General features: G+C 61.6%; 23 protein-coding genes. 7 read left to right on the forward strand and 16 right to left on the reverse strand.

The features are described 5' to 3' along the window. Positions 1-4: 4 nt before the first annotated feature. Entirely contained in the window at positions 5-1,216 is a 1,212-nt protein-coding gene (locus tag Q9290_RS08660; RefSeq protein ID WP_306079247.1) for a YeeE/YedE family protein, read from the reverse strand. 133 nt (positions 1,217-1,349) lie between these two features. Next, positions 1,350-2,165, reverse strand: a complete 816-nt coding sequence (locus tag Q9290_RS08665; RefSeq protein ID WP_306079248.1) for a phytanoyl-CoA dioxygenase family protein — start codon at positions 2,163-2,165, stop codon at positions 1,350-1,352. 95 nt (positions 2,166-2,260) lie between these two features. Here Q9290_RS08665 and Q9290_RS08670 point away from each other — a divergent pair, with 95 nt between their 5' ends. From Q9290_RS08670 to Q9290_RS08680, 3 genes are all read left to right on the forward strand, one after another. Further along, positions 2,261-3,175: a LysR substrate-binding domain-containing protein gene (locus tag Q9290_RS08670; RefSeq protein ID WP_306079249.1), complete on the forward strand. Its 915-nt coding sequence runs from the start codon at positions 2,261-2,263 to the stop codon at positions 3,173-3,175. A 105-nt stretch (positions 3,176-3,280) separates the two neighbouring features. Then, on the forward strand, positions 3,281-4,333 hold the full coding sequence (locus tag Q9290_RS08675; protein WP_306079250.1) for a M14 family zinc carboxypeptidase: 1,053 nt from the start codon (positions 3,281-3,283) through the stop codon (positions 4,331-4,333). Further along, positions 4,330-5,118, forward strand: coding sequence for an alpha/beta fold hydrolase (locus Q9290_RS08680; RefSeq protein WP_306079251.1), 789 nt, complete (start codon positions 4,330-4,332; stop codon positions 5,116-5,118). The genes Q9290_RS08675 and Q9290_RS08680 overlap by 4 nt, the downstream gene beginning before the upstream one ends. A gap of 53 nt (positions 5,119-5,171) precedes the next feature. Here the strand turns inward: Q9290_RS08680 and Q9290_RS08685 are convergent, their stop codons facing one another. Both Q9290_RS08685 and Q9290_RS08690 read right to left on the reverse strand, forming a co-directional pair. After that, positions 5,172-6,518, reverse strand: coding sequence for a Na+/H+ antiporter family protein (locus Q9290_RS08685; protein WP_306079252.1), 1,347 nt, complete (start codon positions 6,516-6,518; stop codon positions 5,172-5,174). Positions 6,519-6,651: 133 nt separating this feature from the next. Next, positions 6,652-7,248 carry a DUF4202 domain-containing protein gene (locus Q9290_RS08690; protein WP_306079253.1) on the reverse strand — a complete coding sequence of 199 codons (597 nt, stop codon included), beginning with the start codon at positions 7,246-7,248 and terminating at the stop codon, positions 6,652-6,654. 172 nt (positions 7,249-7,420) lie between these two features. On the opposite strand from Q9290_RS08690, the gene hmpA reads away from it, so the two are divergent. Together hmpA and Q9290_RS08700 are read left to right on the forward strand one after the other, a co-directional pair. Beyond that, entirely contained in the window at positions 7,421-8,617 is a 1,197-nt protein-coding gene (hmpA, locus tag Q9290_RS08695) for an NO-inducible flavohemoprotein (protein WP_306079254.1), read from the forward strand. A gap of 135 nt (positions 8,618-8,752) precedes the next feature. Then, the gene (locus tag Q9290_RS08700; RefSeq protein ID WP_306079255.1) at positions 8,753-9,592 is read left to right on the forward strand and encodes an HpcH/HpaI aldolase/citrate lyase family protein; all 840 of its coding nucleotides are present in this window, start codon (positions 8,753-8,755) and stop codon (positions 9,590-9,592) included. Positions 9,593-9,638: 46 nt separating this feature from the next. On the opposite strand, the gene Q9290_RS08705 is transcribed toward Q9290_RS08700, so the two are convergent. From Q9290_RS08705 to Q9290_RS08715, 3 genes are all read right to left on the reverse strand, one after another. Next, a complete protein-coding gene (locus Q9290_RS08705; protein ID WP_306079256.1) occupies positions 9,639-9,791 on the reverse strand; it encodes an entericidin A/B family lipoprotein in 153 nt (50 codons plus the stop codon). Between the two features lie 64 nt (positions 9,792-9,855). Next, the gene (locus Q9290_RS08710) at positions 9,856-12,432 is read right to left on the reverse strand and encodes a putative bifunctional diguanylate cyclase/phosphodiesterase (RefSeq protein ID WP_306079257.1); all 2,577 of its coding nucleotides are present in this window, start codon (positions 12,430-12,432) and stop codon (positions 9,856-9,858) included. Between the two features lie 89 nt (positions 12,433-12,521). Next, positions 12,522-12,821, reverse strand: a complete 300-nt coding sequence (locus tag Q9290_RS08715; RefSeq protein WP_306079258.1) for a hypothetical protein — start codon at positions 12,819-12,821, stop codon at positions 12,522-12,524. 173 nt (positions 12,822-12,994) lie between these two features. Between Q9290_RS08715 and Q9290_RS08720 the strand changes: the two genes are divergently transcribed. Further along, positions 12,995-13,906 (forward strand): lytic transglycosylase domain-containing protein, encoded by a 912-nt coding sequence (locus Q9290_RS08720; protein ID WP_306079259.1) that lies wholly within the window; start codon positions 12,995-12,997, stop codon positions 13,904-13,906. Here Q9290_RS08720 and Q9290_RS08725 read toward each other — a convergent pair. The 9 genes from Q9290_RS08725 to lafA all read right to left on the reverse strand — a co-directional run bounded on the left by Q9290_RS08725 (position 13,900) and on the right by lafA (position 21,375). Continuing rightward, positions 13,900-14,838, reverse strand: coding sequence for an OmpA family protein (locus Q9290_RS08725; protein ID WP_306079260.1), 939 nt, complete (start codon positions 14,836-14,838; stop codon positions 13,900-13,902). The two genes, Q9290_RS08720 and Q9290_RS08725, sit on opposite strands and share 7 nt — an antisense overlap. Beyond that, positions 14,838-15,719 (reverse strand): flagellar motor stator protein MotA, encoded by an 882-nt coding sequence (gene motA / locus Q9290_RS08730; protein ID WP_306079261.1) that lies wholly within the window; start codon positions 15,717-15,719, stop codon positions 14,838-14,840. The genes Q9290_RS08725 and motA overlap by 1 nt, the downstream gene beginning before the upstream one ends. Further along, positions 15,719-16,429, reverse strand: coding sequence for a FliA/WhiG family RNA polymerase sigma factor (locus tag Q9290_RS08735; protein ID WP_306079262.1), 711 nt, complete (start codon positions 16,427-16,429; stop codon positions 15,719-15,721). The genes motA and Q9290_RS08735 overlap by 1 nt, the downstream gene beginning before the upstream one ends. Positions 16,430-16,438: 9 nt before the next feature. Then, positions 16,439-16,924, reverse strand: coding sequence for a flagellar basal body-associated FliL family protein (locus tag Q9290_RS08740; RefSeq protein ID WP_306079263.1), 486 nt, complete (start codon positions 16,922-16,924; stop codon positions 16,439-16,441). A gap of 17 nt (positions 16,925-16,941) precedes the next feature. After that, entirely contained in the window at positions 16,942-18,114 is a 1,173-nt protein-coding gene (locus Q9290_RS08745) for a flagellar hook-length control protein FliK (RefSeq protein ID WP_306079264.1), read from the reverse strand. Beyond that, entirely contained in the window at positions 18,114-18,518 is a 405-nt protein-coding gene (locus tag Q9290_RS08750; protein ID WP_306079265.1) for a hypothetical protein, read from the reverse strand. The genes Q9290_RS08745 and Q9290_RS08750 overlap by 1 nt, the downstream gene beginning before the upstream one ends. Beyond that, positions 18,515-18,910, reverse strand: a complete 396-nt coding sequence (fliS, locus tag Q9290_RS08755) for a flagellar export chaperone FliS (protein WP_306079266.1) — start codon at positions 18,908-18,910, stop codon at positions 18,515-18,517. Before fliS ends, Q9290_RS08750 begins: the two co-directional genes overlap by 4 nt. 18 nt (positions 18,911-18,928) lie before the next feature. After that, on the reverse strand, positions 18,929-20,263 hold the full coding sequence (gene fliD, locus Q9290_RS08760; protein ID WP_371930910.1) for a flagellar filament capping protein FliD: 1,335 nt from the start codon (positions 20,261-20,263) through the stop codon (positions 18,929-18,931). A gap of 230 nt (positions 20,264-20,493) precedes the next feature. Beyond that, the gene (gene lafA, locus Q9290_RS08765; RefSeq protein ID WP_306079268.1) at positions 20,494-21,375 is read right to left on the reverse strand and encodes a lateral flagellin LafA; all 882 of its coding nucleotides are present in this window, start codon (positions 21,373-21,375) and stop codon (positions 20,494-20,496) included. On the opposite strand from lafA, the gene Q9290_RS08770 reads away from it, so the two are divergent. Further along, on the forward strand, positions 21,358-21,567 hold the full coding sequence (locus Q9290_RS08770) for a hypothetical protein (RefSeq protein WP_306079269.1): 210 nt from the start codon (positions 21,358-21,360) through the stop codon (positions 21,565-21,567). The two genes, lafA and Q9290_RS08770, sit on opposite strands and share 18 nt — an antisense overlap. Positions 21,568-21,580 lie beyond the last annotated feature (13 nt).

Raw genomic sequence — 21,580 nt, forward strand, 5'->3', positions numbered from 1 at the left:
TATCTCAGCAGCCGTTCAGGGCCGGCTTGGGACGCTCGCCGGGAAAGAACCAGCCGCGCAGGCGCACACCCACCAGGTTGCCGGTAAAGGCCGCCACCAGCCAGATCCAGCCATGCAGGCTGCCGGAGGCGATACCGCTGAAGTAGGCACCGATATTACAGCCATAGGCCATGCGGGCACCGTAGCCCAGCAGCAGGCCGCCGATCACCGCGGCCAGCAGGGAGCGACGCGGAATACGCAGGTTGGGAGCAAACTTGCCGGCCAGCACCGCCGCCAGCAAGGCACCCAGCATGATGCCGATGTTCATGACACTGGTGATGTCCTGCCACACCGGCGCCGCCAGGGCACTGGCATTACCCGGGAACTGCCAGAAGGCCCAACCGGTTACATCCAGCCCGGCCCCCTGGGCCAGTTTGGCACTCCACAGCGCAAAGGCGGAAGTCACGCCCCAGGGACGACCAGCCAGTGCCAGAGTGGCGTAGTTCAGCAGCACCAGCGCCACGGCGCCCCATACCAGCGGCCAGGGTCCCTTCAGCAGGCGTGCCAGACCCCGATGGGAGCTGGCCGGCTCCGCTTCCAGACGACCATGACGACGCTTCTCCAGGATCAGGGTCAGCCAGGCAATACCGGCAAACACCACCAGGTTAAGCACCAGCGCCGGGGCCAGCCCCAGTTGCTCGACCAGGGAGACGGGCTCAAACGCCGGCAGAGAAAACCACCAGTCCACATGGTGAGTGGAGATCAGCGAACCCACACAGAAAAACACCAGCGTCACCAGCATGCGGGCATTGCCGCCGCCGGCGGTGAACAGGGTGCCCGAGGCGCAGCCACCACCCAATTGCATGCCGATACCGAAGATAAAGGCCCCCACCACTACCGACACCCCCACGGGATCCACAAAGCCGTTGACCGCCTGGCCGGCCAGCTCACCCTGGCTCAGGGCCGGGAAAAACAACATTACCGCCAGTGCCAGCATCACCATCTGGGCCCGCAGGCCGCGCCCGCGCCGCTCGGCGATCATGACCCGCCAGGAGGAAGTAAAGCCAAAGGCGGCGTGATACAGCACCAGCCCCAGGGCAGCGCCCACCGCAAACAGGGCCATCTGACGCACACCGGCCAGTTGCAGCAGAGCCAGGGTGCCGGCCAGGATCAGCGCCAGAACGCCCAGGCTCAGGGGCGTGCGGCGCTCGCTCGCCGCGGCAATGGCTGTGGTCATTTTGTTTCTCCGGTAACCAATAAAAGGCGGGATTCTAGCGAGGCTGGACTGAGGGCCGAAATAACAAAATAAAACAGGTTATGCTGAAAAAGCATAACCTGTTGAATTATTCAGCTAGCAAACCGAATTGGTATTAGCGGCGCCATACCACCGGAAACCAGTCTTCACGCATTTTATCGCCGGTTTGCAGGTTGATGCCGTCAAAGGGCGGTGAAGTGGGGCCGCCCCGGTTCACGTAACGGACGTCGTCGCCCATAAAGCGGGTGGAAAAAGCCCGGCGGCGGTGTTGAGTCTGGTTGCCGGGGGCGCCGTGCACGGTTTTAAAGTTGAACAGCAGGGCGTCGCCCAGCTCCAGCTCCGGGATCAAAATCTCAAAGTCGCCGTTATCGATGTCCGGCATGTCCATGTAGGGGCTGTCGTCGGCATACCAGGACGCATTGGTGGACCACTTGCTCGGGCGCACCGGCTTGGGCCAGCGGTGCGAGCCCAATACCACCTGCAGGGCATTTTCCGGGGTGATGGGATCGAGCGGTATCCAGTAGCTACCGGTCTGCTCGCCGTCCACGCAGTAATAGGGGTTATCCTGGTGCCAGGGCGTGGCCTTGGAGGTACCCGGCTCCTTGACCAGAATGTGCTCGTGAAACACCTGAATCGCTTTGGAGTCGGTAGCCTCACCCACAATGGCCGCGCCGGGTGACTGCTCAATCCACTGGCGAAATTCGGGAATACGCTGCCAGTTACAGTAATCTTCAAAGAAACGGCCGGTTTCGGTGCCGGTGACGTTTTCCCGGCCGTGCTCGCTGGGATTTTGCAGCACGCGGTCAAAACCGGCGCGCAGTGGTTCGATCCAGTCCTTGAATACGCCCTTGATGATAATGGCGCCGTCACGCTGGTAGGCGGCTTTCTGCTCGTCGGTCAGCCAGGTTTGGCTGGCGGTGGCGGTGGTCATGTTTCACTCCTTCCCCAATGTTCGTTCACGGCTCGACTTTAACAGCCTTTTTACATAGCATAAAAATACAGTTTAAATATAAAGCTCATAGCATAATGACTATACCCTTTACCTTTCGTCAGCTTGGCTACTTTGTGGCCGTGGCCCAGCACGGCAGCATCAGCAAGGCTGCCGAGGCACTGCATGTGTCCCAGCCATCTGTGTCCATCGCCATTACCCAGCTGGAAGGCCTGCTTGGCCAACCCTTGTTTCAGCGTCACCGGGGCCAGGGCGTCAGTCTGAGCCCCAAGGGCGAAGTGCTGTTCAAGGAAGCCCGGCATATTCTCACCCTGTCCCACAACCTGCTCGACAGCCAGCACCAGCACGACACCGAGGTGGAAGGTCAGCTGGTGATCGGCTGCTTTCGGGACATCGCCCCCTACTACCTGCCCCGGCTGGTGAGCGAATTTGAACGCCGTTACCCCCGCATTCGCGTGATCATGCAGGAGCAGGATCTGGCCGGGGTGCGCAAGGGCCTGGAGCAGGGCAAAGCCGAGCTGGTGCTGAGTTATGGCCTGGGGCTGCCGCCGGAGTGTGAGCTGCACGTGCTGGACGAACTCAGGCCCTACGCCCTGCTGCCCGCCAGCCATGCCCTGGCCGGGCAGGCACAACTGAGCCTGGCGGAACTGGCCGAAGACATGCTGATATTGCAGGACTTGCCGCTGACCCGGGAATATTTTCTGTCGCTGTTCTGGCACCGGGATCTGCAGCCGGCGCGCATACATCACACCCTGTCGTTTGAAATGCAGCGCGGCCTGGTGGCCCATGGCCACGGCGTGGCGCTGTCGTGCACCCGGCCCGCTGGCGATCAAAGCTACGACGGCGCCCCCATTGCCTGTGTGCCTCTCTCCGATGACGTGCCGCCCCAGCGAGTGGTGCTGGCCCGCTCTGCAGACTTTCCGCTGTCGTTGCCGGCGCGGCTGTTTCTGGAACAGGTCACCGGGGCTGCGCCTCGTTCCGGGCAGGGCTGAGTCCGGCGCTCCGCTTTTTCTGGCTCTGTTCGATAATGCCAGCAGCAAAACGCCCCGTGAGCGCTACACTGCGGTGTAGCTTTTCGACTCAGGCGAACCCTGGCCATGACCATCAAACCGCCCACGCCCGCTAACGGCCCCTTCCATGACAAACGGCTGCCGGAGTTGCGCATGCTCGAGCGGCTGATCCGCCGAGGGGCGCCGGCCTTGCGCAGCCGGGTACTGGCCGAGGTGGAAGACAAGGGCCGCACACTGCCGGTGTATGCTCTTGAGCTCGGCAGTCCCCGGCGCGAAGCACCGGTGCTGCTGCTCTGCGGCGGTGTGCACGGCATAGAGCGAATCGGCACTCAGCTGGTGCTGGCACAGCTCGACACCCTGCTTCAGCGTCTGCGCTGGGATCGCAGCCTGCAACAACTGCTGCAGCGGGTGCGTATCGTGCTCTGCCCCCTGCTCAATCCGGTGGGCATGGCGCGGGGCTGGCGCTGCAACGGCAATGGCATCGATCTGATGCGCAATGCCCCGGTCAACGCCGAGCAGCCCGGCCCCTGGCCGGTCTGCGGGCATCGCCTGGGTCGCTGGCTGCCCTGGTACCGGGGCGAGCCGGAGACCCCCATGCAAACGGAAGCACTGGCAATCTGCTCACTGGCAGAAGAGCAGCTCGCGACCGCCCCCTTTACCCTGGCCCTGGACTGCCACTCGGGCTTTGGCATGCGCGACCGGATCTGGTTTCCGTACGCGGGGCGACGCCAGTTGCTGGAGCATGCCGCCGAGCTGCATGCCCTGTTGCGGCTGTTTGAACGCAGCCACCCCCACCATCCCTATCTGTTCGAGCCGCAACATCATCATTACCGTACCCACGGTGATCTCTGGGATTACCTGTACCGTCGGCACCTGCCCCGCGAGACACAGATCTTTCTGCCCCTGACGCTGGAAATGGGATCCTGGCTCTGGGTAAAAAAGAACCTGCGCCAGCTCACCAGCTATACCGGCCTGTTCAACCCCCTGGTGCCCCACCGCCATCAGCGCACTCTGCGCCGCCATCAGTTGCTGCTCGACTTTCTGTTGCGGGCCGTCGATGGCTGGCAAAACTGGCTGCCGGCCGGGGCTCAACGGCATCACCATCAAACCGGCGCCGAGCGCCGCTGGGGAACAAAATGACCCAAGTACCGGCCCAAACCCGCCTTGCTCAGCCCTTAACCAAGCCAGGTACCCCTCCGCCCGGCTGGATCCTGCTGCGCGGCCTGGCGCGGGAATGCCGCTACTGGGGAGACTTTCCCGACCGGCTCGCCACCCGTCTGGGTGCGCCGGTGCAGTGCCTGGAGCTGGCCGGCAATGGCGTGAAGCACGAGCAACACAGTGCCCGTTTCATTGCCGGCATGCTGGAGCAGGTCCGTATGGAAGCCAATCTTACCGCGCCGGTAAACCTGCTGGGACTGTCGATGGGCGGCATGATAGCGGCACAGTGGGCCGCCCGTTATCCGCGTGAAGTGGCCGGGCTGGTGCTGGTCAACTCGAGCTGCGGCCTCAGTCCGTTCTGGCAGCGCATGCGTCCCGTCGCCCTGCCTCGGTTGTTGCTGGCATTGCTGCTGCCAAGAAAACAGCGGGAAGCCCAGGTGTACCGGCTGACCTGCGCCCGCCGCGATGATCGCCGCGCTACCCTGCAGCGCTGGGTGGGCTACGCCAATGAATACCCGGTGCTGCATCGCAACTTTGTGCGCCAGCTTGCCGCCGCCGCCCGCTTTCGAGTGCCCGCTCAAGCACTCGGCATCACACCCCTGATCCTGTGCAGCCGCCATGACCGGCTGGTGGATGCACGCTGCAGCCATGCCCTGGCCGACTACTGGCACACACAAGTGCGTGAGCATGCCTGGGCCGGCCATGACCTGCCCCACGACGATCCGGACTGGCTGCTGAACGAGCTGGCCGGTTATGTGAACGAATAAGAAAAAAGCGCCTTTCGGCGCTTTTGCAGGCGGTTGTCGGCTTCATGTTGCAATTACAGTACCTGGGCCGCTATCCAGCCAAAAATCACCAGCGGAATGTTGTAGTGAATAAAGGTGGGGATCACCGAATCACGAATATGATCATGCTGACCATCGGCGTTCAGGCCGGCGGTGGGCCCCAGGGTGGAGTCGGATGCCGGTGAGCCCGCATCGCCCAGCGCACCGGCGGTACCCACCAGCGCCAGGGTGGCCAGCGGCGAAAAGCCAAAGCTGATGGCCAGGGGCACATAGATGGCCGCAATGATAGGAATGGTGGAAAACGACGAGCCGATGCCCATGGTAATAAACAGCCCCACCAGCAGCATCACCAGCGCCGCCAGCCCCGGATTGTCGCCGATCAGATCACCGGAGCCCGCCACCAGCTCGGGAATGGCGCCGGACGCCTTCATGACCCCGGCAAAGCCGGAAGCGGCGATCATGATAAAGCCGATCAGCGCCATCAGCCGCATGCCCTGCGTAAACACATCGTCCTGATCCTTCCACTTGAACAGGCCGTTCATCGACAGCAGCGCAAAGCCCAGCAGCCCACCCAGTACCATGGAGCCGGTGGTCAGCTGCACCACCAGGGCCCCCACAATGGCCACCCCGATCATCAGCAGCTGTTTGCGGCTAAGCGTTGGCCGGCTGACCTTTTCATCCTTCACTTCATTCAGCGGCGACTGATAGCCCCGGGGACGACGGTAGCTGAACAGCACCGCCACCAGCAGCCCCAGCACCATGCCGACCGCCGGCAGCAGCATGGCCTTGGGAGCCATGCCCGTGCTGACATGCATGCCCAGCCCTTCACCGGCCTGGTTCACGCTGTTGGTGAGAATATCGTTGAGGAAAATGGTGCCAAAGCCCACCGGCGTGGTCATGTACATAATGGTGATACTAAAGGTGATCACGCAGGCCACCGCGCGCCGGTCCAGCTGCAGCATGTTCATCAGCCCGAGCAGGGGCGGCACCAGAATGGGAATAAAGGCAATATGCACCGGCACCACGGTACCGGATGCCGCTCCCACCAGGATCAGCGCCACAAACAGCAACCATTTAATGCCACCGGCCTGACCGGGCTCTCCCTGAGACCGGGCGCCCACCCAGGCCAGGGCCTTGTCGGACACCATGGCGGTAATACCGGTGCGCGACAGCGCCACCGCAAAGGCCCCCAGAGTGGCGTAGGCCAGCGCCACGGTCGCGCCGCCGCCCAGGCCCTCGTTAAAGGCCGAAATCACCTGGTCCACCGACATGCCGGCCCAGAGCCCACCGACCAGGGCAGCCACCACCAGTGAAAACACCACCGATACCCGGGCCAGACACAGGCCCACCATTACCAAAATCGCCAGCACTATGGCATTCATCGGATCCTCTCCCCTTCTCGCTCACATCCTGTTAAGGGTGCACCGGCCCCGATGCACAACAAAAAATTAACATTATTAACAAATTTAAAATAAATATATTTTGCGTATGCCGTACATAGCCTTAACGCTATGTTCATTCGGCCAGCGCCTTGCCTACCAGTGTCTGCATGGCCGGTGGCAGCGTCAGCGCCAGCGCCAGGGCGGCGTTATGGCCTTTTTCCGACATTTTCCGCCAGGTTTTGCCGATAATGTCCACCACCTTGCTTTCTTCATGACGGGCGGCGAAGTCTTCCAGGTAAAACTGCAGGAACACCAGACAGATCACGTCTTCCAGGGTCTGCACGCTCTCATCCTGCTTGAGCCGCTTTTTCAGCAGCAGTTCGCTGACCCGCAATTGCTCGTCTTCACCGTATCCCGCTTCCGCCATCAGCCCGGTGGTGACATCGGCGTGATACTGCGCCAGTTCACTGCGCCAGCGCTTGTAGCCGGCCCGGTCCATAGGGTAATCGCTTCGGGGAATGGCCCAGCGGCGTACATGTTGCGCCCGGGCGGCAATATGCAGCAGTTCGTCGGCATCGGGGGCAAAATCATGCAGTTGTTGCGTCATTCGCTCGCTGTACAACAACTCCTTGGGCCAGTCTTTACCCTCGTGGGTCTGCAGGTTGGGATCCTCGGCGTTAAGTTGATCGATGGCGGATATTACTCGGCTGAAACCCGATGAAGACGACATTTGGCAGACTCCTTTCACACAATGCCCGCAATCATACCGGCAGCGGCCCGCCAGCTCGAGCCTGATGCATAAAAAATGCAAATATTCATTGATGCATTTCAAATGTACCTATATTATTCCGGCCCCATAAGTGACATTTTGAATACACCTTAATACAGCCAACGAGGTACTCATGCTGGATGCTCGCACCATTGATATCGTGAAAAGCACCGTTCCCCTGCTGGAGTCGGCCAATACCGCCCTTACCGAACATTTTTACCAGCGGATGTTTCGCGACAACCCCGAGCTGAAGGATGTGTTCAACCTCAGTCACCAGAAAACCGGTCGCCAGCCCGCCGCCCTGTTTGCCGCCGTGCTGGCCTACGCCAAAAACATCGACAATCCCGCCGTGCTGAGCGCCGCCGTGGAGCGCATTGCCCACAAGCACACCGGCTTTGCCATTCAGCCCGAGCAGTACGCCATTGTTGGCCACCACCTGCTGGAGACCATTAAAGAGCTGGCTCCCGACGCCGCCACCCCCGAGGTGATCGACGCCTGGGCCCAGGCCTACGGCGCCCTGGCCGACATCTTTATTGGCCGGGAAGAGCAGATCTACCAGGACAACGAAACTCGAGCCGGTGGCTGGCGCGGCACCCGGGCTTTTGTGGTGAAGGAAAAGCGAGTGGAAAGCGAGCACATCACCAGCTTTCTGCTGGCGCCCGCCGACGGCGGCGCTGTGGTGGACTTTCAGCCCGGCCAGTACCTTAACCTGCACCTGGACTCGGACCGGCTGGAGCATAAGGAATACCGCCAGTATTCCCTGTGCCAGGCCCCCAACGGTGAGCACTACCGTATTGCGGTCAAGCGCGAACAGGGTGGCGTGGCATCAAACTTTATGCACGACCATGTGCAGCAAGGCGATACCCTTCAGGTGCTGCCCCCTGCCGGCGACTTCTTTATGGAAGTAGCGCCCGATACCCCGGTGGTGCTGATCTCCGGCGGCGTGGGCCTGACCCCGATGCGCGCCATGCTCGACCAGCTGCTGAGCCAGAATCACCCGGCCCCCGTTCACTGGCTGCACGCCTGTGAAAACGGCGCCCAGCACGCCTTTAAAGCAGACATTCAGGCCCGCCGCCAGGCTCATGCCAACCTGGAAACCCACACCTGGTACCGGGCACCGCTGGAAAGCGACCGGCCTGCGGAAGACTTTGACGCCACCGGCATGATGGATTTGAGCAAGCTGCGTGAGGCCATCAGCCAGCCGGGCGCTCACTACTATTTCTGCGGACCTGTGCCCTTTATGGCCATGGTGAAAGACACCCTGTCCGGCTGGGGTATTGCCGACGAACAACTGCACTACGAAGTGTTCGGCCCGCACCAGAGCCTGTAATTCAGGCTCGGGCACCGCTGCTCCGTCAAAGTGATATAACAAGGCCCGTGCTGCTTGCAGCCGGGCCTTGTTTGTTCTAAACAGAAGGCTCCTTCACATCGCTTTGCCCAGGCGAAGGGTTACATGGAGTTTTCTATGAATATCAATGCGCTGCAGACCCTGCTGTTTGTACCGGCCAACCGCCCGGAGCGGTTTGCCAAGGCCCTGAACAGTGGTGCCGATGCCGTTATCATCGATCTGGAAGACGCCGTGCCGCCGGCGGACAAGGACGCCGCCCGGGGCACGCTGACCAGCTGGCTGATGGAGCAGCCGCCGGCCTCCGTGCTGGTGCGCATCAACGGCACCGGCAGTCCCTGGTTCAACCAGGACATGGCGCTGTGCCGCTCCGATGCCGTGGCCGCGGTCGTGGTGCCCAAGGCGGAAGACGCCGAGGCGCTGGCGGAGCTGGCCAACGTGACCGACAAGCCGCTGCTGCCCTTTATCGAATCGGCCTGCGCCCTGCACCGGCTGAATGACATTGCCGCTACTCACGGCGTGGCCCGGCTGCTGTTTGGCCAGCTCGACATGGCGCTGGATCTGGCCATGGACTACCCGCCGCCGGCGGGTGAACCACATGATCAGATGCCCTTTCTGCCCATTCGCAGTCAGCTGGTGGTGGTTTCACGGGCCCACGGGCTGGCCGCTCCGCTGGATGCCGTTTATACCGCCTTTAACGATGACGCCGGATTGCAGAACTATGTGCGCGAGGGCCTGAAACTGGGCTTTGGCGGAGTGCTGCTGGTTCATCCCCGTCAGGTGGCAACCGCCACGCAGGCACTGGCTCCCACGCCGGCCCAGCGGGCCTGGGCCGATCGGGTGCTGGCTGCCGAGCAAAAGGTCAACGGGGCCGTGGTGGCGGTGAATGAACGCATGGTGGACAGCCCGGTCATGGCCCGGGCCCGGCGCATACTGCAAGAAAGCAACGCGACCGAATAAGCAAAAGCCGGGACAGGTGTCCCGGCTTTGGTCGAGCCTGGGGCCATTAATACCTGCTCTGTACGTCCCGGGCCGCTTCCTGCACCGCCTCACCGCCCTTCTCAATGTCCTTGCCGGCACCGGCAAAGGTGTTGCAACCGGCCAGGCTCAGGGTCAGTCCGGCCAGGATCCATAACGCCATACGTCGCACTGCCATCATTCGCTTCCTCCTGTAGAAAAAACGCTATCAGTATAGTCGTGCCGGCGGCGTTTGAAGCTTGATTTCAGAGCGATTCCATCTGCAGCCAGGTGCTCAGTTGCGGATGGGGTCGGCCGACATGAAACCCTTGCGCATGATCGATGCCGGTGGCCCTGACCATGTCCAGTACGTCCTGGTTTTCCACGTACTCGGCCACGGTTTTCACCCCCAGTTGCCTGGCCAGTTGCGTAATGCTGCTGACAAAGGCCAAATCCCGGCTGTCGTGGGTCATGTTGGCAATAAACTCGCCCTCGATTTTCACAAAATCGATGGGCAGGTGTTTCAGGTAATGAAATGACGAGAACCCCGAGCCAAAGTCGTCGATCGCCAGTAAAAAGCCGGAATCCTTCAGGGCCCGCACAAACTGCTCCAGCAGCGTCATGCTCTTGATGGTGTCGCGCTCGGTGATCTCGAACACCACCCGCTCGGCATCAATGCCGTAATCGGCCACCAGGGTGCGCACCCGGGTAAGAAAATCCCCCACCAGCACGGCCCGGGGCGACAGGTTGATAAACACCAGGCCGTCAAATCCGGTTTCCCGCACCTGGGCAAAGGCCTTTTCCATCACGATATAGTCCAGCAGGTGCACCTTGCCCATGGACTCGGCAATTTCAATAAACTCGCCGGCGTTCATCAGGCTGTCGTCGGCCAGACGAATACGGCTCAGCACCTCCACCGCCATGGGCGCCCCGGCCTCCAGCGGCAGTATGGGCTGAAACACCGGCAGCAGGGTACGCTGCTCAATAGCCTGCACCACCAGCTGAGTTTTTTCGCTCAGATCGCGAAAGATGTCCGCCACATCCTCGTCACCGGGCAGGCATACCCGGTTTTTGCCCTGGCTCTTGGCCCGGTACATGAGGTTATCAACAAACAAAAACAGATCCTTGGCGTTACCGGCATGTTCGGGGAAGATGCCCACACCCACCGAGCAGGTCACTCTTATCTGGCCGCCGTCGTGATCCATGGCAAAACCGTCCACCGCCGCCAATATGCGCTCACTGACGTCCCGGGCGCGCTCCATGCCGGCCTCGGTCAGCACGATCACGAACTCGTCGCCCCCGTAGCGGGCCAGCACGTCCCCGGTGCCCAGCTGGCCTTTCAGCAGTACCGACAGCTCGGTCAGCAGGTGATCGCCACAGGCATGGCCGTAACCATCGTTAATGGACTTGAAGTTATCGAGATCGAGCAGCAGCATGGCCACCGAATAGCCATGCCGGCGACTGCGATCCAGCTCGTAGTCGAGCAGTTCCCACAGCATGCGCTGGTTATACAGGTTGGTGAGCGGATCCCGCGTGGCGTAGTACTCCAGATCCCGCGTGTACTTGTAGATGGCCTTGACCGAGCCCACCACGTTGAGCAGGGTGGACAGAATGCTCTCCAGCACCAGTACCCGGGTCTTGTCCTTGACGATGTCGGCCTGCACGCCGATACCGACAATGCCGCCGATCTTGGGGGCTTCCACCAGCAGCGACTTGGTCTGCAGTTCAATGTCCTTTTCATCCAGCTCCAGCACATGGTCGTGATCATGGTTGACCACGTTGTGATGCAGGGTGAATTCGCCATGGCTGAAGGGCGTATCGCCGGTACGCAGCCGGGCCAGCACCGCCTGCTCCATCATTTCCCTGGTAGCCGGCGCCGGTGGGTACAGCCAGAAGATTTCCAGATCGAACAGCTCGTCGTCCACCTTGAAGATGGAAAACATGGTGTAAATATCGAGTACCTGATTGATGTCGAGCATCAGTACATTGACGTATTCTCGCCAGTCACGCACTACCTCCGAGGTGATCACGAATTTTTCCAGCAGCCGGATCTCGAATTCCAGCAGATCCTTGTCTACGGCGATGTTGCGCAGCTTGTCGGCCAGCTGCTCTACCTGACCAAAGATGGAGTTCATCTCACTAAAGCGAAATTGCTGCCGTTCACTGCCCATTCGCGACAGATCAGACAGGCTTTCCACCTGGGCAATGCTGCGGGACAGGTGCTGCACCGACTGATTGATATTGAGGCTGACCCGCCGCACCGCCCAGAAGGCAAACAGCAGGGGCAGCGGCGACAGCAGCAACAGGTAATAAAGCAGGTTGCGGCTGGCCATGCCCAGCTGGCCGGACAGATCCTGCTCCACCGAAATCACTCCAAGGGTGTCGCCCGCCCTGGCATTGGTGTGGCAGGCCAGGCAATCGCTGTGCGCCTTGAGCGGATAGAGATAACGCAGGTGTTCGCCCTGATCCAGGGCGGTGATCCGCCCGCTGGTGGCGGCGGCCAGCAGCACCTCGTCGGGGGCGCGCTGTTCAATGGGGCCAAAACGCTCGCTTACCAGCTCGCCCCGGTACAGGCCGATATGAAAGCCCTGCTCTCGGCTGCCCTGCTCCAGCTGGGTCAGAAAGGTTTCCAGCTGAGTGCGGCTCCAGCCCTGACTCATGATGGAATACATGGAATTAAAGGTGGTCTGCGCCACCGAGGCCGCCACCTGACGCGCACTTTGCCGCACACTGCTTTGATAGGCCTGATTGGCCACCACCAGCAACAGCAAAAAACCGATGACGGAAAACAGCAGGGTGCGGTTAAGCAGATACCGCCGAATGGTGGTCGGACGTCCGGCCATAATATGGAACTCTCCCTGTTTCCAAAGCGGCGATTATATGTGAGGGCGTCATTCGACGCACCGCCAACCCCAGGGTTATTTGATGCAAATCAAAATCGCTGGTTCAGCGCCGCCAGCATTACCAGCAGGGCCAGCAGCAGGGCCGCCCCCACCACCGGATACACCAGGTAGCCGTCGTTGCTGCGTCGGGCCTGCAAAAACAGCAGCCGGCCCATGGCCCACTGGTAACCCAGCAACAGCAGGCTGGCCAGGGCAAATTCCCCCAGCCGCATGTAAGGTGCGCGCCAGGCGTAGAGCAGCAACAACAGTGGCTGCAGCACGATAAGATAAAGGGTCAGTTTATGCAGTTGGCGTCCGAGGGTCGGCCGCAGCCCCTGGGGCTGGCGCATGGTGTCTCCTTGGAATAAAGTCTCCCATCCTGACAAACGGCCAAATGCGATGCGAAATGAAACCGGGTGCGAGACCGGGTTCCCAGCGAGTGAAAAACCGGATTCCCCATGCGCCACCAGGCCGGCATCAAACGGCTTTGCGACCGGGTACGCAACTTGCTAGTCACTTCGCCATGAAAATTCTGTTTCCTCTGTTTGCGCTGTGGCTCTGGGCCACGCCGGCTTCGGCTTTTTCCTTTGACGAAGGGCTGTACGCTCATCCTGCGGTCAAAAAAGAGCTCGACTACCTGCGCCGCCATCCGGCTTACCTCGAGCGCAGCCGCGCCAGGGCGGAAGCCTGGCTTCCCCACCTGCTGCCGCTGCTGCGCGCCCATCGTCTGCCCGCCCGGCTGGCCTGGCTGCCGGTGGTGGAAAGCGCCTATCTGCCCGGCGCCCTGTCGCCCGCCGGCGCCGCCGGACTGTGGCAGCTGATGCCGGCCACGGCAGAGCGCTTTGGCATTCTGGTGAACGACGACTACGACGGCCGGCTGGCCCCGCTCAGCGCCAGCCGGGCGGCGCTCACCTACCTGGCCTGGCTGCATGACTATTTCGACGGCGACTGGCTGCTGGCCCTGGCGGCCTATAACGCCGGCGAAGGACGGGTGCGGCGGGCCATGAAGCGCAGCGGCAGCCGTAATTTCTGGCAGCTGCCGCTGCCCGCCGAAACCCGGCGCTATGTGCCCCGCTTTCTGGCGGTACAAAAGCTGCTGGGGCCCCCCAGGGCCAGCCGGCCGTCACTGACCGAGCACAAGGTCAAAGGCCCGCTGTCACTGAGCACCCTGGCGCACCGGCTGGGAGTCACGGTCAAGGAGCTGAAGGCCCAGAACCTGGCCCTGAAAGGGAACAGCGTGCCGGCGGAGCGGGAAGTCTCGATTCTTGTGGGCCACACCGGTCAACACCGGGCACAGCGGCTGGTACCCATTAATGCGCAACCGCTGTTTACGACGCAGGCCGCGGGGCTGGACTTGTCCGGCGCCGGCGGCCTGTTTGGGGAAGTGGGGGCTGTCTTCAGCCAGGACGCCCCACCGGGCTGGCGCCCTTACTGAGTGATGATCGCCGGCTTTGCCTCGGCGGCCAGACGGGCACTTTGCTGCTGCTTGTTGAAGATGCCGTCGGGCAGCCCCGCTTCAAACAGCGTCTGCAACAATTGCTCTGCCTGCTGGCTCAGCAGCAGCAGCTCGACCCGGCGATTGTCACCGGAGGTGGGGTTGTCCCGGTCAAAGGGCGCCTGATCGGCCATGGCCACCACCTGCAGCACCCGTTCACGGGGGACGCCGGACAGCTCCAGCAGCTGGCGCACATTCTGCGCCCGGGCACCGGACAGATCCCAGTTGGAATAGTGCTGACTGACGTAGCGCACCGAGTCGGTATGGCCGGAGATCACCAGGCGGTTTTCCACCTTTTCAAAAATCGGCGCCAGGGTATGCAGTAACTGCTCGAACTCCTTTTCCATGCGGGCGCTGCCACGGGTGAACATGGGCTGGTCGCTCTGATCGTGAATGCGAATACGCAATCCTTCGGGCACGATATCCAGCTCCAGGTTGTTTTCCATGCCCTGACGTTCCGCCAGCTCACCGATCAGGAGCGCCAGCCGGCGCTTGTCCTGCTCGCTTTCCACCCGGCCCGGGCGCAGCTCGGCGGGGCTTTGCAACGGCTCGGTGGCCAGGGAAATATCCTGCAGCTCGGTGGCCTGACCGGGGATCTGCTCCAGCGGCTGGCCCTGCAAATCCACCGGAAAGGGCGTGCCGCCCAGCAGGTAGGGACTGGTGCTGCCCTCAAACACCGAGTAATCGCGCAGCTTGCTGGATACGGTTTCCCGCTCCTGTTCGCTCGATACCGCCAGGATCCACAACACCATGAACAAGGCCATCATGGCCAGGGCGAAGTCGGCAAAGGCCACCTTCCAGGCGCCACCGTGACTGGCCTCCCCCTTATTGCGCGACCGGCGCTTGACGATAACAGTTCCGTGTTCGCGCATCAGGCCGCTTCCGCACCGTTATTGTTGTTGTCGTTCTCACTGACCCAGGACTCCATGTCGATAAAGCCGGGCTTGATGTCCTGCTCAATCAGCTTGCGGCCCGCATCCACCGCCAGCAACGGCGACTTGCCGCCGACATGGGCAACCAGCACCGATTTCACACACTCCAGGGCAGTAATGCGCCGGCTGACCCACTGCTCCATGGCGTTGCTGAGCGGGCTCAGCAGGCAATAACAGACGAAAATACCGAGAAAGGTGCCCACCAGGGCCGCGGCCACGTGCACCCCTATGTAGGTAAGGGGACCGTCCAGGTGCTGCATGGTGATGATGATGCCCATCACCGCCGCCAGAATGCCAAAACCGGGCATGGCGTCGGCGGTTTTGGCCATGGCATGGGACGGTTTGAGCATGCTTTCTTCCAGGGCGTCGATTTCCTGCTCCAGCAGGGTTTCCAGCTCATGGGCGGTGAGCTTGCCCATGCCCAGCATGCGCAGATTATCGATAATAAACCCCAGCAGTTCGGGGTTCTCGGCCACCAATGGGTAACGGCCGAACAGCGGGCTGGAACCCGGCGACTCCACGTGGCCATCGAGCGCCTTCAGGCCCTTGAGCCGGGTTTCCTGCAACAGCTGGTGCAGCAGCGGCAGCAACTGGCGATACAGCTCGGCATCGTTTTTCTGGCCGCGGGCCACCGCCTTGAGCTGATGCCAGATGCCCTTGAGCACGGCACCGGAGTTACCGAGGATCAAGGCCCCCAGGCCGGCACCCAGAATGATCACGATCTCCGCCGGCTGCCACAGCGCCGCCAGCTTGCCGTTGGCCATGATAAACCCACCAAACACGCACACCAGAATAACGGCGATACCTGCGAGCTTCTGCATTATTTTTCTCCACCCTGGGCAAATTCCCGGTTCAACAACGCCAGGCACTGCTTGTGCAGCTGGCATACCCTGGATTCGGTCAAATCCAGCACCAGGGCGATTTCCTTCATGTTCAGATCGTGCTGGTAATACAGCGACATCAGCCGCTGCTCCCGCTCCGGCAGGCGGCCCAGCAGCGCCCGAATGTGGCGCTGCTGCTCCAGCCGGTCGAGGGCTTCATCCTGGGCCGGCTCATGGCCGTGCTCCAGCAATTGCTGCAGGCTGTCCATTTCCGCCATCTGGCCCGCGTAAAGAATGTTTCGCAACTCGTCCATCTCCACCCCCATGGCATCGGCCAGCTCGGTCTCGGTGGGGCGCCGACCCAGACTGCGCATCAGCTCGCGCTCGGTCTGCGCACACTGATGGCTTTGCTGGCGCAGCTGGCGCGGGCGCCAGTCGTGGCGGCGCAGCTCGTCGAGAATGGCCCCGCGCACCCGTTTGAAGGCAAAGCCGGCAAAGCCCTCATCGGGCGGGCCGCCATAGCGGCGAATGGCTTCCAGCAGCCCCATGATGCCAATCTGGGACAGATCGTCGGCGTCGATCACCGTGTTGACCTGGTTTCTGAGCTGGCCCAGCACCCGCTTGACCAGCGGCAGGTACTGATTAAGCCAGTAGCTTTCGTTGTGGGTGCCCGCATCGCAGTCCCGGGACCATTCCTGCTCCAGCAACATGGCCATCTCCTATTGAATAACCAGCTTGGTGATCAGCACGGCTTCCACCGACGGCGCATAGCCATAGCCCTGCAGCCGCTGGTTCAATGCCACCTGCAGTTCACTCTCGAATTTGCTCATGTCCTGCAACTGCGCCTGTACCTGCTCGTGATCAAAGCCGCTGAAGTAGGTCAGGGTAGTGTTGCGCAAGGCCGGCAGCACGCCTTCCCACAACGCCACCTGCTGTGGCCGGCGACTCATCAGCGCCAGCTCCAGCACCATATAATGGTTACGCTCGGCGCCGGGCAGGCCGATCACGAATTGCTCCAATGGCTGAAATTGCGGCTCGGTCACCGGCTCGGGCTCGGGGCTCGACTTGAACAGGGCCAGCCAGCCATCCGCTTCCAGTTGCTGCCGGTAATCGGCCAGCACAAAGGTACCGGCGCCCATGCCGGTCAGCAGTACCGCCAGCAGCAGCAATGCCATCATCAGGGGGGAACGGGATTTTTTAGCCACTTGATTGGTTTCCTCTGTCAGGCCAGGGCGTTGATCCAGCCAAGGCCCATGGGCCCGCTGGCACGCTCGTCTTCCGGTTCGGCCACTGCCGCACCGATTTGCATGTCTTGGTTAAATAAGGGGGGCTGCTCCTGCCGGCCATCCTGACCCACGTGCACTTCCACGCCAGCGCCGTGATGGGCCAGCAGATCGTGACGCAGCCGGTCGGCCTGGGCGGTAATGGCGTCGCGCAAACCGCTGTGGCTGGCGTTGATCTGCACATGCAGGCGCTCACCCTCGAGCCGCACGGTTAGCTCCATGCGTCCCATTTCGGGCGGATCCAGCTTGATGCGGGCCTGCTGTACCCGCTGGTTGAGTTGCAGTTCCACCTTGTCTTTCAGTGTTTGTAGCAGCTGTTCGCCGAGGGCGGCCTTGTCACCGGGCTGCAACTGCACCGGCGCCCATTCGTGACTGCCGGTGGGGGCCGTGCGCAGTGCGGACAGGGCATGAGCAAAGAGCGGAGGCGCCTCTGGGGTGGCCGGGCTGGTTGCTGCCTGCGCAGCAGGTGCCGCTTCGCTGCCGCTCAGACGTTGCAGCAGCAGGGCGTTGGGCTCGGGCAACCTGGAGGTCTGGCGAGCCGCGGTGTCGGGCAGAGTATGCCGGGGCTCAGTCCCTCTGGTCTGGGCCTGCTCACGCAGGCGCCAGAGCTGCACCGGCGCTTCGGCGGAAGCCGCCTGAGCCTGAGGAGCAGGCACCGCATCGGGCTCGGGCTCACTCAGCCCTGAAACCGATATCACCGCCTGAGCATTCGCTTCGGTTTCAACAGCGGTATTTGTGCCGGTATCGGCTGGCGCGCTCTCTTCCTTGTCGAGAGCGCCCTCGTCGCGAAGAATGAGCTCATCATTCGGGCTCGAATCGGACTGAACGATGTCCGGGGCCGCATCATCTTTCCGGGCAACGCCGGCGTCGGTTTCGGCGCCTTCGGCAGCCGGTGTGTGTTCGGGTTCGACGCCGGTACTCACCGGCTCATCCGCCGGCAGGGCCAGTGCCTCACCGGTCACGGCGGAAGAATCAAGGCGGCTGCGAATGCGTTCGGCCACACCGGCAAAGCCGCCCGCTTCCGTCCGGGCATCGGCTCCGGCCATGACGCTGTTGCCGGCCCCCGCCGGCGCCGCCCTGCCCTGTGCCGGCAGGGCCGCAGGCAATGACATCACGCTCCGTCCTCCAGCTGGCTGACCCAGTCATAGGCCAGAGAGCCCTGGCGCTGGTCGCGCAAGCGGCCAAGCTGGCGATCCAGCTCACCGGCCTGCTCGCTGACCTTGCGCCAGTGCTGGCGATACTGCTCGGCAAACCGCTGCAGCAGGCTGGTTTGTTTGGGGTTCAGTTGCGCCCGGTAGGGTTCCAGTTCGGTCAGGGCCTTTTGCAGCTGGCTGTCGAGTTCACTCAGCCAGCCCCACTGGCCGGCATCCAGCGCCTGAGCGGTACGCTGTTGCAGCATCAGCAAACGGGCAAAGATGGGCGCCAGCTCGGAGCGACCGCCCTCATCCCGCACGCCGGCAGCGGAAGGAATCGCCGCTTCCGCCGCGGGACCGGAACCATTCCGCTCCCGCGTCATGCCGGTACCTCGCTGCCCAGACCCTGCCAGCCGTCACGCAAATCGGTCAGCACTCTGTTTACCGGCTCCAGCAGTGAGGCATCGTTGTTCACGCTGGCGCTGAACAGCTGGCGACCGCAAAAGTCGTACAGGGCATGCAGGTTGAGGGCCAGCTCACCGCCGTTGTTCATGTCCAGGGAGCTGTCCAAACCTCCAATAATATCAATGGCTTTGGAGATAGACTTGCCCTTTTGCTCAACCCGGCCGGCAACAATATGGCCCTCGGCCCGGGCGATCTCATCCATCAGTCCGTCCATCAGCATCAGTACCAGCTCCCGGGGCGAGGCCTGAGCGGCGCGGGCATCGGTCTGGGTGTGCTGGTAAATATCAAGGCCGGCATCGGCATCAAACATGGTCAGCTCCTGGCTCCGTTAAAACATGCTCATGGTCTGTTGCATTTGCTGTGCCAATGTTTGCATGCGGGTGAACTGGGACAGATAGCGCTGATAGACCTTGTCCATTCTCATATCCAGGGCTTCCTGCCGGTCGGCAATGCGGTCCAGACCGCTTTGCAGGCTGCGGTCCCGCTGCACCAGGGTGCCGTTGCGATCCAGATAGGGTTTGGCGTCGGCCTCCAGCCGGGTCAGCAGGCCATTGGCACCGGTAAAGGCCTCTTCCAGTGCGCCGGGCTGGCTTTCCTGCAGTTTGGCCATGGCGGCGGTGTCGAGGGACAGCTTGCCGTAACGGTCGGTTTTGATGCCGAGCTGTGCCAGGCTGAAATCGGCGGGCGGATTGGACAAGGTACCGCGCAACCGCCCCAGCAGGCCCCGGGCCATGCTGTCGCCGGCGAGCGCGGCCCCCTTGCCTTCCTTACTTTGGGTGTGCTTCTGCACCTCGCTTACCAGGGCGTTGTAGGCGTCCACAATGCCACTCAGCGACTCCTCAATGGCGGCCTGATCCGTCGCCACGCTGAGCCCGAGCGGCGCATCGGTGTAATTGCCGAATTCATCCTGAGCGTGGGCTTTGGTCACCGTCAGGGTGAGGCCGTCTATCTGGCCATCAAAGGTGTTGGTACTGCTCGACACCTGCAAGCCGCTGGCGCCGCCGAGTTCGATGACTGCATCCTGGGCACCGGACAATTGGGTCTTGTTGGTGATGGCGGTTTGCAGCTCTGTGTAGGCGGCTTCACCGTTACCTCCGCTCAGGTTGATGGTCATGGCCTGGCTGGCACCGGTTTTGCTGCCGGTCAGCATCAGGTGGGTCTGGCCATCGGCCCGCACCAGAGACGCCTGCACGCCGTTGTTGTCTGCCGCCTGATTGATGGCGTCCCGCAGACCGGAGAGACCAGTGGACGGATCCAGGGTCGACAGATCCAGGCTCAGGGTCTGGCCATCGAGGGTGATATCGAGCAGGCCCTGGCTGGGTACGGTCCAGTTCTCGTCCAGCGCCAGAGAGTACTGATCCGGCTGAGCCAGCTGTTTGACATAAAGCTGATAGTCGGCATTGGCCGCCCCCGATTTCACCGTGGCGCTGGCGTACCCTTCGGCACTGAAACTGGCCGACTGACTGCTGAGGCCGGTGCCCGTGGTAAGACTCTTGATGGCATCCTGCAATGCCTGCAGCTTTCCCTTGATCTGGCTGTAGGCCTCTTTCTGGGCGCTCAGCTGGCCGCGCTGGGTGCGCAGCAGGCCGTCGAGGGGAGCCCGGTCCGCCGACATCAGCATCTGTGCCATTGAGGACGGATCCATTCCGTTCATTCCAAACATCGCCACCTCCGAAATAATAAATAACTGCGTACTTATTATTCGAACAACGACAACGACAACCTGTGACTTGAATAATAAAAAGAAGGGAAAAGCAGAAACAAAAAAAATAAAAAAGCGGCCCACAACAGTGGGCCGAAAAAGAAAGAAGACGTACCTGTGGCGGTATTACCGCCCGGCAAAAAAGAAAGGAACACAACCGGGGCCGATGCTTCGGCCCCGTTAATCCGCGCTTAGCGCAGCAGAGACATCACCAGACCGCTCATCTGGTTGGCATTGCTCAGCACCGACATGCCGGACTGCATCAGCATCTGGTTCTTGGACATGCTGGACGCTTCCTGGGCAAAGTCGGCATCCATGATGCGGCCCTTGGCGGCTTCGTTGTTCTCACGCATGTTGGACAGGTTGTTGATGGTGTGCTCCAGACGGTTCATGTTGGCACCAAACTGGGCACGCACGGTACCGATGGCATCGAGGGCGGTATTGGCCAGGTCGATGGCACCGCTGGCGCCGGCCTGGGTTTCCAGCTTGGCATCGGCAGCGGGAGCAGCGGCAAACTGGGCGTTCAGAGCTCCCAGGGCGGTAGCCACGGCACCCACTTCGGTGGATACGTCCATGGTCATGGCTTCGGCGGAGCTGGAGCCAATCTGGAAGGTCATACCACCGGCGGTACCGAACTTGCCACCGGTACCGGCCACGTCGAACAGGGCTTCGCCGGCATACTGGGTGTTGGTCATGACGTTGGCCAGCTCTTTGCCCAGTTCGTTGAACTCGGCAGACAGGGCCTTGCGATCGTCGGCGCTGTTGGTGTCGTTCGCCGCCTGAGTAGACAGGTCTTTCATGCGCTGAACGATGTTGGTCATTTCATCGAAAGAACCTTCGGCGGTCTGCAGCAGAGAGATGGCGTCCTGAGAGTTGCGCATGGCCACGCTCATGCCGTTGCTCTGGGCTTGCAGGCGGGTAGCGATCTGCAGGCCGGCAGCATCATCGGCGGCACTGTTAATGCGGAAACCGGTGCCCAGGCGCTCCATGGCGGTGCCCAGCATTTTGTTGGTGCTGTTCAGGGTGTTCTGGGTGACCAGTGCGGTGTAATTGGTATGAATAGACAGGCCCATAATCGTTTCCTTTTTAAAAGCATGATTGGCTTGATTCACCCATTTAAAACGGCGACGAATTGGGACAACTTGAAAGAAAAAATAAAAAAATTTGCAAGTCGTAAAGCGAAAGAGGTGAGAAGTAAAACGCGAGAGCTAAAACGAATGAATACTGAAAAAAGAAAAACTCCGGCAGACAATGCCGGAGTTTAACAAGTGCGAAGCT

It is taken from the genome of Oceanimonas aquatica, from assembly GCF_030732065.1.
Taxonomy (GTDB): domain Bacteria; phylum Pseudomonadota; class Gammaproteobacteria; order Enterobacterales; family Aeromonadaceae; genus Oceanimonas.